The sequence below is a fragment of the Nocardia farcinica genome, from assembly GCF_029867845.1.
Taxonomy (GTDB): Bacteria; Actinomycetota; Actinomycetes; order Mycobacteriales; family Mycobacteriaceae; genus Nocardia; species Nocardia farcinica_A.
The window spans coordinates 1-1,147 of sequence record NZ_JARWRU010000074.1; the positions used below are offsets into that span (position 1 = coordinate 1).

The window sequence follows — 1,147 nt, forward strand, 5'->3', positions numbered from 1 at the left end:
TGCGCACCGGCCTGGCCCGCGCCGACGGCTCGCCGGGCGGTTTCGAGGCCATGGCCGCCCGCATGGTCGACGCCCAGGCTCCCGCCGTCGCCGCCCGGCTGCGCGCCCTGGCCCGAGGCGATCGCGGCGCCCCCGGCCGCCCACGCCACGTGCTGGCCGAACTGGCCTTCCTGCACCTGCTGGCCACCGCCCACCGCGACCTCGACGCCCTGCCCCCGGCCGTGGCCGCCACGGTGCGCACCCACATCGGCTACCCGATGCCCACCGCGACCGTGCGCACCGAACCCGCCGTCCGCGACCACTGGATGACGCTCGGACAGCGGGTCGGCGCCGAGGACCGCCTGCACACCCGCCGCACCTGGCTGCTTGGCCGCCGCAGCGGGCGCTTGGCCCTGCTGGTCGAGCACAGCTTCGGCGACGAGCCGTCCTTCCCCGCCTCCGCGCCCCCGCCCGGCCGTGTGGTCGACGCCGAGGTGCACTACTACCCCGGCGTCCCGCCGCTGCGCGCGTTGTGGGGAGTGCGGCACGGCGCCGAGGAGCCCTTCACCACGATCCCCGCCGCCCCGGCGGTCTCGGTTCCCGCCGGGCGCGCCGTTGCGGCGGAGCGGGCGGGCTCGGCCTGTGCGGCGGCGCTGACGGCCTACGCGGAGGCGCTGGCGATCGATCCGTGGCTGCGGTCGTGGCCGGTGCTGCTGCGGGGGGTGGTGCCGCTCATCGAGGGCGACCGCACGGCGGTGGTGGACGCGACGGGCGCGGCCCTGCCACTGATCGGCACGGACCCGCCGTGGCGGATGCTCGGGGCCGCGGGCGGACATCCGGTGACCGTGCTCGGCGAATGGACCGGCGAGGGACTGGTCCCGATCTCGCTGCACGGGAACGGCGAGAGCATCGACGTGCTGGAGCCGGACGCCACGCCGGACACGACACGCACCACCGGCCCGGCGACCACCGGCCCCGGCACCGACGAACTCACCACCACCGCGCTGCTCGGCACCGCGCGGCGACGGCTGGACGCGAGCGCCCTGCCCGCCCCCGTGGCCGAGCTGATCGTCGGCCGGGCAGGCGAGCCGCCCCGCGTCCTGCTCGAAGCCGCCGCGCTGCGGGGGAACTACGAACGGGCCGCCCGCCGGCCCGACACCGCCAGCCC

1 pseudogene is annotated in these 1,147 nt (G+C 77.9%); it reads left to right on the top strand.

Annotated elements, in window-relative coordinates:
- Nucleotides 1–1,147 (top strand): annotated as a pseudogene (locus QH283_RS01250) (SWIM zinc finger family protein); the annotation flags it as partial.